The following is an 8383-nucleotide window of genomic DNA, read 5'->3' on the forward strand; positions in this document are numbered from 1 at the left end:
GCCGTCGAGGGCCACCAGCGCGGCGGCGGCGTTGAGCAGGACGGCGTCGCGCACCGGCCCCGGCTTGCCGCCCACCAGGTCGTGGACCGCCTGCGCGTTGAAGGCCACGTCGCCGCCCCGCAGGGCGCCCGCGTCCGCGCGGGGGATGCCGAGCACGGCCGGGTCGAAGACGGTCTGCGTGGCCGCGCCGTCCCTGACCAGCCACACCGTGGAGGTGGTGGCGATGGTGAGCTCGTCGAGCCCGTCGTCGCCGCGGAACACCAGCGCCGACACCCCGCGCTCGGCGAAGACGCCCGCGAGCACGGGCAGCATGGCGGAGTCGTAGACGCCGATGGCCTGGGCGGCGGGGCGGGCGGGGTTGGTGAGGGGGCCGAGGAAGTTGAAGACCGTCGGCACGCCGATCTCCTTGCGCGGCGGGCCGGCGAAGCGCAGCGCGGGGTGGTAGACGGGCGCGAAGCAGAACGCGATGCCCGCCTCCCGGGCGACCCGGGCGGTCTGCTCCGGGGTGAGGTCGAGGCGGATGCCCAGGTGCTCCAGGACGTCGGCGGCGCCGCAGGAGGACGAGGCCGCCCGGTTGCCGTGCTTGACCACGCGGGCGCCCGCCGCGGCGGCCACGATGGCGGCCATCGTGGAGACGTTGACCGTGTGCGCGCGGTCGCCGCCCGTGCCGACCACGTCGACCACGGGGCCCTCCACGCTCAGCGGCGTGGCCAGCTCCAGCATGGTGCGGGCCAGGCCGACCACCTCGGCCACGGTCTCGCCCTTGGCGCGCAGCGCGATGGCGAAGCCGGCGATCTGCGCGGGCGTCGCGGAGCCGGACATGATCTCCCGCATGGCCCAGGCGGTCTCGTCAGCGGAGAGGTGCTCGCCGGCGAGGAGCGCCGACAGGAGGGCTGGCCAGGTCGTCCGGGCATCCACGGGAGGCACCTACTTAGCGTTGAGTCGGGTCGAGGAACGGCGGCGCATGAGGTCGGCGACGGTGTCGGCCAGGACCATGGGCTCCAGCGGCTGCGGCACGACGGCGTCGGCCCTGGACCACTCGGCCAGCCAGCGGTCGTCGCGCCTGGCGATGATCAGGCAGATCGGCGGGCAGTCGTAGACCTCGTCCTTGGCCTGGCGGCACACGCCCATGCCGCCGGCGGGCTGCGTCTCGCCGTCGAGCACGGCCACGTCGATCTCGCCGGAGCCGAGCCACTGGTGCGCCTTGGGCTCGGTGGCGCATTCGACGATCTCCACGAGGGGCACGTCGGCCGCGGGTCGCCGGCCGAGCGCCAGCCGTACCTCCTCACGGGTGGCGGCGTCGTCGCTGTAGACGAGGACCCTCATCGTGTCGTCGGTGCTCACGGTCGCGCTCGCTATCGGTCGAAGCGGTATGGTCACCTGGGATCGTACCGGTGCGGCGGCGTGCTATCCCAGGCCACCGCGTCCAGCAGCTGATTTGCAGTGATTATCCCAGGTCGCCGGCCTGCGGTCCCCCGCTAACGGGGGGTCGTGCGCCGGACCGACCACCAGAGCCGCAATAATGCTGCCCGTGGCGACAGCATCCGCAATAACTTCGACGACGACAGCCCATTCGTCCCGCAGACCCAACCTGGTCAGCGTCGGGACGATCGTCTGGCTGTCCTCTGAGCTCATGTTCTTCGCGGCGCTGTTCGCGATGTACTTCACCATCCGGTCGGTGAGCGTGGGCAACGGCTTCGAGTGGGGCCCCGCACTGCTGCGCGAGGGCGCCTCCTCCGAGCACGGCGCTCACCTGAACATCCCGTTCGCGACGGTCAACACGATCATCCTGGTCCTGTCGAGTGTGACGTGCCAGCTGGGCGTGTGGGCCGCGGAGAAGGGGCAGGTCGGCAAGCTCCGCTTCTGGTACGTCGTCAGCTTCCTGATGGGCGCGGTCTTCGTCGCCGGTCAGCTGTACGAGTACGGCGAGCTGGCGAGCGAGGGCGCGACCCTGTCCGCTAACGCCTACACCTCGGTGTTCTACCTCACGACGGGCTTCCACGGCCTGCACGTGACCGGTGGCCTGATCGCGTTCCTGTTCATGCTGGGACGCACGTACGCCGCGAAGCGCTTCACGCATGAGCAGGCCACCAGCGCGATCGTCGTGTCCTACTACTGGCACTTCGTCGACGTCGTCTGGATCGGTCTTTTCGCGACCATCTACATCATTCGTTAAGGAACGGGATCTCTGTGACTAGGATCACCGCTTGGCGGCGGCATCCCCTCGCGAGATACGCCGTCCTGATTTTGGCGTTGGCGCTGGTCGGGACGGTATACGCCGCGTTGGTGCAGGCGAGCAGGCCGGCCGACGCGGCGCTCGCGGCCGGCAGGATCGACGACGTCGAGGCGGGCAGGAGCCTGTTCCAGGTTCACTGCGCGAGCTGCCACGGCCCCAACGCGCAGGGCACCACCACCGGTCCCACGCTGGTCGGCGTCGGCGCCGCGGCCGTCGACTTCCAGATGAGCACCGGCCGCATGCCCGCCGCCAACCCCGGCGCCCAGATGCCGCGCAAGCCGCTCGCCGGCTGGGTCACCCCGGAGAAGATCCGCCAGATCTCGGCCTACGTGCAGTCGCTCGGCGGCGGCCCCACGGTGCCCACCAAGGAGCAGGTCGACCCCCACCTCGGCGACGCCGGCAAGGGCGGCGAGCTGTTCCGCGCCAACTGCATCCAGTGCCACAACTGGGCGGGCGCGGGCGGTGCGCTCACGCGCGGCAAGTACGCGCCCGGCCTGGACGAGGCCACCCCCGAGCAGATCTACGAGGCGATGGTGACCGGGCCGCAGGCCATGCCCGTCTTCAACGACACGACGATCACGCCCGAAGAGAAGCGCAGCATGATCGCCTACATCACCCAGGTGCGCGAGCAGAAGGACCCGGGAGGCTTCGGTCTGGGCCGCATCGGCCCCGTGACCGAGGGACTCGTAGGGTGGATCGTGGGCATCAGCGTCCTCGCACTCGCCGCCATCTGGATCACCGCGAAGAAGCGACAGAAGTCATGACAGACAACCAGCAGGACATCGAGCAGGTCGACGAGCGCGTTCCCAGGCGCGTCATCGGCACCCCCGCGCCGGGCACCTCGGTGCTCGGCGACGGGGAGCGCGCCGTGGACCGGGCCGAGGAGCCGGGCGTCACCTTCCCGGACGAGCACAAGGCGCGCAAGGCCGAGAGGATCGTGGCGCTCTGCTTCACGGTCACGTTCGTCGCGGCCATCGCTTTCATCCTCTCCTACGTCGTGTTCCAGGTCGGCAGCCTGGGTTCGACCGGGATCTCCAACCTGGCGCTCGGCGGCACGCTGACGCTGGCGCTGCTGGGGCTGGCCGCCGGCATCGTCGTCTGGGTCCGCCAGATCATGCCGAAATACTCGCTGATCCAGGAGCGCCACCCGATGGCCTCCGGCGAGGACACCCGCGAGGTCGTCGCCGACACCTTCGTGCGGGGCGCCAACGAGAGCGGGTTCGTCAAGCGCCCGCTGCTGCGCCGCACGCTGCTGCTGGCCTCGGCGCCGCTGGGCCTGCTCCCGCTGGTGCTGCTGCGCGACCTCGACAACGCGAAGATGCCCGCCTCCAAGTTCAACGAGACGCTGCGCCACACCGTCTGGGGCGAGAAGACCAAGGAGGGCAAGCCGCTGCGCCTCCTCGTCGAGGGCACCGGCCAGCCGATCCGCGCGGCCGACTTCAACTCGCCGGGCGGCATCCTGTCGGTCGTGCCCGAGGGCTACCAGCACGACCTCACCGCCCTCGCCAAGGCCACGCTGATCCTGATCAAGTTCCGGCCCGATGAGATCAAGTCGGGCACCAACAAGAACTGGACGCACGACGGGATCGTGGCCTACTCCAAGATCTGCACGCACGTGGGCTGCCCGGCGGCCCTGTACGAGCAGACCACCCACCACATCCTCTGCCCCTGCCACCAGTCGACGTTCGACGCCGCCGACGGCGCCAAGGTCATCTTCGGCCCGGCCGCCCGGCCGCTGCCGCAGCTGCCGATCACGGTCGACGAGCAGGGCTACCTCATCGCGCAGGGCGACTTCAACGTGCCGGTCGGTCCCAGCTACTGGGAGCGCGGCGACGCTGAGGCTGAGGCCAGGTCCAAGGGAGGCCAGGCATGAGCGACGACCTGACAACGGTCCCGAAGGCCGTCGGCGCGCCGGCGTCGTTCCTCGACGACCGCATCGGAGCGGGCAACTTCCTCAAGCGCAACCTGCGCAAGATCTTCCCCGACCACTGGTCGTTCCTGCTCGGCGAGATCGCCCTCTACTCGTTCATCATCTTGCTGCTGACCGGCACGTTCCTGACGCTCTGGTTCAAGCCCAGCATGCTGGAGATCCCCTACGACGGCCCGTACGCGCCGCTCAAGGGCGTCCTGATGTCCGAGGCGTACGCCTCGTCGCTGGAGATCAGCTTCGAGGTGCGCGGCGGCCTGCTCATGCGGCAGATGCACCACTGGGCCGCCCTGCTGTTCGTGGCGGGCATGGTGGTGCACATGCTGCGGGTGTTCTTCACCGGCGCCTACCGCAAGCCGCGCGAGCTCAACTGGATCATCGGCGTCCTGCTGCTGACCCTGGCCCTCCTGGAAGGGCTGACCGGCTACTCCCTCCCCGACGACCTGCTCTCCGGCGCCGGTCTGCGGATCACCGAGGGCGTGGCCATCTCGCTGCCGCTGGTGGGCACGTACATCACGTTCTTCCTGTTCGGCGGGGAGTTCCCGGGGCACGACGTCATCTCCCGGTTCTACTCGCTGCACATCCTGCTCATCCCCGGCATCATCCTGGCGCTCGTGTCGGCCCACATGGTGCTCATGTGGGTGCAGAAGCACACCCAGATGCCGGGCAAGGGCCGCAACAACCACAACGTGGTGGGCGCGCCGTTCTACCCGGCCTTCATGGCCAAGGCGGGCGCGTTCTTCCTGTTCACGTTCGCGGTGGTCGCCGGTCTGGCGACGTTCGCCCAGATCAACCCGATCTGGATCTTCGGTCCGTACACGCCCGCGGACGTCTCGGCCGGTTCGCAGCCCGACTGGTACATGGGCTTCCTCGAAGGCGCCCTGCGCATCATGCCGGCCTGGGAGATCAACATGTTCGGCACGGCCCACGCGGGCACGCTGCCGCTGAGCGTGATCATCCCGGCGCTGGTGCCGATGGGCATCATCATGACGGGCCTCGCGCTCTACCCGTTCCTCGAACAGTGGGTGACGGGCGACCGGCGCGAGCACCACGTCGCCGACCGCCCGCGCAACAACCCGCACCGCACCTCGATCGGCATGTCCGCCATCACGTTCTACGGCGTGCTCTGGCTGCTCGGCGCCAACGACGAGATCTCGGCGTTCTTCCACGTCAACCTCAACTGGACGACGTACTCCGGCCGCGTGCTGGTGTTCCTCGGCCCGGCGCTGGCCTACATGATCACCTACCGGATCTGCCTCGGCCTGCAGCGCCAGGACTCCGGGGTCATCTCGCACGGCGTCGAGTCTGGCGTGATCAAGAGGCTGCCGCACGGCGAGTTCATCGAGGTCCACACGGCTCCGGCGGACGACATCGAGGCCCACGTGCGGGGCAAGGAGGCCGTGCTCACGCTGCCGGTCGCGGAGGACCGCGCGGGCATCCCGCCCAAGGGCATGCGCGGCCCGCTCGGCAAGCTGCGCGGGCGCATGTCCAAGGCGTACGGCGGCGAGAAGATCCCCCTTGAGGAGGCCCACGGCCACGAGGAGGAGCACGCCGCCATCGGAAAGGGAGACGACGACCGGTCCCTGTCGCACTGACGGCTTCGGTCACGCCGACCGACCCTGGAGTGGCCCGGACGATCCCGTCCGGGCCACCGCCGTGTCCAGCCCACTGTCGTTTCCATGCTCGCGCCGCTTCGGCTACCCGTTCCCAGCAGGCCGGGAGGTGGTGGGGCCGGTCTCCGGGCGGTCAAGGGCCGAGATGGAGGTACGTGGCCCAGCGGACCGGTGCGGAGGGAGACGCGAGGCGCAGGCGCCGTACCGCCTCATGCAGCGCGTACGCCGCCCGGCCGGAGTCCGGCGCGCCCGCCGAGCAGAGGGCGCGGTAGACCTCACCCGCGACGCCGGCCGCGGTCGAGTCCTGGAGCGTCCAGAGGGTGCCGATCACGTGGCGGTAGCCGGCCTGCTGGAAGGCCGCGGCGAGGTGGATGGCCTCGTCGGCCAGGGCCAGATCGCCCTGGGCGCTCTCGCAGGCCGACAGGAAGGCCAGCTCCGCTCCCTGCGTCTGCCGCCGCGACACGTCCAGGACGGTGACGGAGCCGTCGTGCAGGGCGAGATGGCTGGTGGACGGGTCGGCGGGATCCTGCCGGCCGTGACAGGCCAGGTGGACCCATGAGTGGCCGGTGATCGCCCGGAGCACGGCTTCGCATGTCGCGTTCTCCTCGCCGAGCACGGTCGCGCCGAGCAGTTCGGCGGCGGTCTCCAGCTCGCCCGGCACGCCGGGCAGTTCGGGGAAGCCGCCGGGGGTCCGGCGCAGTCCGACCGCGAGGGCGCGGCATGGGCCGGACGGGCTGGTCCTGGCCCTGATCAGGGCCTGGAGCGTGGTCGTGTAGGAGGAGACGACGTGGTCTCCCACCCATCGCTCGCCGGTTCCGGCGGCATGGACGGGCATCCCGGCCAGCGGCCCCGTCAGGTACCACCAGATCCGCGGTGGCGAGCCGGGCCCGGTCGTCCCGGCCCGCGCACGCTCGCCGGGGGCCGGCTCCTGCAGCAGTCCGGCGAGGACCGGACCGGCGACGCGCTGCCACAGCCACTCCAGAGTGGCCCGCAGGGTCTGCGTAGCCGCGATGCGCGCCCCCGGGTCGCCGCCACCCTCGCCCAGCCTGGACATCGCCCGGCGGAACGCGTCCGCCCGCGCCGACGCCTCCTCGCGGGTGAGGCCGGGAAGCGGCAACGCGCGCAGGCCGTCGCTGCGGAGCAGCAGCGCGTCGCATCGGGACTCGTCCACGTTGACGATCACAATGGTGCCCTCGGCCGCGGCCTCCCGCAGCGCCGAGAACGGGACCGGCCGGAGGAATCCGGCGAACCCCGGGAGCGCGCGGATCCGGTCGCGCAGGCCGTCGAAGCGGGTGGCGGCGCGCCTGCGCTGGTCAGCAAGGTCGCGCCGCACCTCCAGCCGCCCCACCGAGGGCTCGGCGGACGCCTCCAGGATCTCGCACACCTCGTCGAACTCCGCGGCGAGGCCGGGGTGCTCCTCGCGGAGCCTGGTCCGTTCGGTACGGGTCTCCACCATCTGCGCCCACAGGACGGCCCTGCCCTGTTCCAGCAGGCGGACGGCCTCGTCCGCCGAGTCGCAGGCCAGCGCGGCGGCCGCCGCCTGACCGGCCAGGCCCGCGACGTCCTTGAGCAGGCTCTGCTGGGAGCGCCGGTCGAGGCCGCGCCACACCAGACGGGGCAGCAGCTCGTCGATCGCGTAGCGATAGGCGTCGAGCGCCGTGGAGGCGGCGCCGGTGCGCAGGGCGAAGTCGCCGTACTGCCGGGCGGCGTGCACCCTCACCGCGGTCGGCGCGGTGGGCACGTTCACCGCGCGGCGCATGGCGGCCAGCGCCTCGTCCCTGTCAGGGGAGCGGCCCTGCAACTGGTACTTGACGCTCAGGGCCATGCCGAGCGAGGACAGCCTGCCGCAGAGGTTGGGGTGGTCGTCCGGAGTGGTCTCGACGGACTCCCGGATCGCGGCGAGCGCCTGGTTGAGGTCGTGCCGCCCCCGGGTCCCGGCCAGCCTGCCCAGGTACGCCATGCCGATCATGTGCAGGCGTCCGGGCCGGAGCGCGTCGTCGGCCGGCGTCGACGACAGCGCCGCCAGCCCGCTGTCGAGCGCTGACGCCAGATCCTCGGGCGCGCCGGCGTGCCCGAACCGGGCCGCGTACAGGATGTTCAGCCCACCGGCGATGAGCCTGCGGTGCGGGTGCCCGGCCGGGAGCATGTCCAAGGCGGTCCTGTTGGCGGCGATGGCCTCGTCGAGGTCGTCGAGGTCGCCGGTCTCCTCGAACCGGTTCCACAGCATCCCGGCCCGGTTGTACAGGTGCCTGGCCGGCGCGCGGTGGTCGGCCGGGCGGCCGTCCGGGCCGCGAATGATGGCCTCGCGCGCCCTGTCGCCGTGCTCGATGGCCTGGTCGAGGTCGCCGATGTCGCGGTTGTGCCGGAAGCGGTCCCAGAGCGAGCCCGCCAGCTGGCTGAGCAGGCCGGAGTGCCCGGTGTGCCGGTCGAGCGCCTCGCGGCACAGCTCGATGGCCTCGTTCAGGTCGGCGAGGTTCCCCATGAGCGCGAACCTGGTCTGCAGTGCCGCGGCGGTCACCCCGGCGAAGGCGGGCTCGTCGGAGACGCCCGCGGTGGCCGCCCGCGCGGCTTCGACGGCGAGGTCGGCGTCGCCGGCGCGCCCGGTCC

At 71.4% G+C, this 8383-nt stretch carries 7 protein-coding genes; 4 read left to right on the forward strand and 3 right to left on the reverse strand.

What is annotated here, in order from left to right; translation table 11 throughout:
- Together trpD and DQW85_RS31980 are read right to left on the reverse strand one after the other, a co-directional pair.
- Positions 1 to 918 (reverse strand): anthranilate phosphoribosyltransferase (trpD, locus tag DQW85_RS31975; protein WP_113703515.1); only part of this gene is annotated, 918 nt, incomplete at its 3' end.
- A 9-nt stretch (positions 919 to 927) separates the two neighbouring features.
- Positions 928 to 1326 (reverse strand): response regulator transcription factor, encoded by a 399-nt coding sequence (locus tag DQW85_RS31980; protein ID WP_113703520.1) that lies wholly within the window; start codon positions 1324 to 1326, stop codon positions 928 to 930.
- A gap of 196 nt (positions 1327 to 1522) precedes the next feature.
- Here DQW85_RS31980 and ctaE point away from each other — a divergent pair, with 196 nt between their 5' ends.
- The 4 genes from ctaE to qcrB are packed head-to-tail and all read left to right on the forward strand — an operon-like array spanning position 1523 to position 5758.
- Positions 1523 to 2176, forward strand: a complete 654-nt coding sequence (gene ctaE, locus DQW85_RS31985) for an aa3-type cytochrome oxidase subunit III (protein WP_113703516.1) — start codon at positions 1523 to 1525, stop codon at positions 2174 to 2176.
- Positions 2177 to 2190: 14 nt separating this feature from the next.
- The gene (gene qcrC, locus DQW85_RS31990) at positions 2191 to 3000 is read left to right on the forward strand and encodes a cytochrome bc1 complex diheme cytochrome c subunit (RefSeq protein ID WP_113703517.1); all 810 of its coding nucleotides are present in this window, start codon (positions 2191 to 2193) and stop codon (positions 2998 to 3000) included.
- The gene (gene qcrA, locus DQW85_RS31995; RefSeq protein ID WP_113703518.1) at positions 2997 to 4109 is read left to right on the forward strand and encodes a cytochrome bc1 complex Rieske iron-sulfur subunit; all 1113 of its coding nucleotides are present in this window, start codon (positions 2997 to 2999) and stop codon (positions 4107 to 4109) included. The genes qcrC and qcrA overlap by 4 nt, the downstream gene beginning before the upstream one ends.
- Positions 4106 to 5758: a cytochrome bc1 complex cytochrome b subunit gene (gene qcrB, locus DQW85_RS32000; RefSeq protein WP_113703519.1), complete on the forward strand. Its 1653-nt coding sequence runs from the start codon at positions 4106 to 4108 to the stop codon at positions 5756 to 5758. Before qcrA ends, qcrB begins: the two co-directional genes overlap by 4 nt.
- Positions 5759 to 5909: 151 nt before the next feature.
- Here the strand turns inward: qcrB and DQW85_RS32005 are convergent.
- The coding region (locus DQW85_RS32005; RefSeq protein ID WP_162795541.1) for a CHAT domain-containing protein at positions 5910 to 8383 on the reverse strand (2474 nt) is incomplete at its 5' end.

The organism is Nonomuraea lactucae (assembly GCF_003313395.1).
GTDB classification, from domain to species: Bacteria; Actinomycetota; Actinomycetes; order Streptosporangiales; family Streptosporangiaceae; genus Nonomuraea; species Nonomuraea lactucae.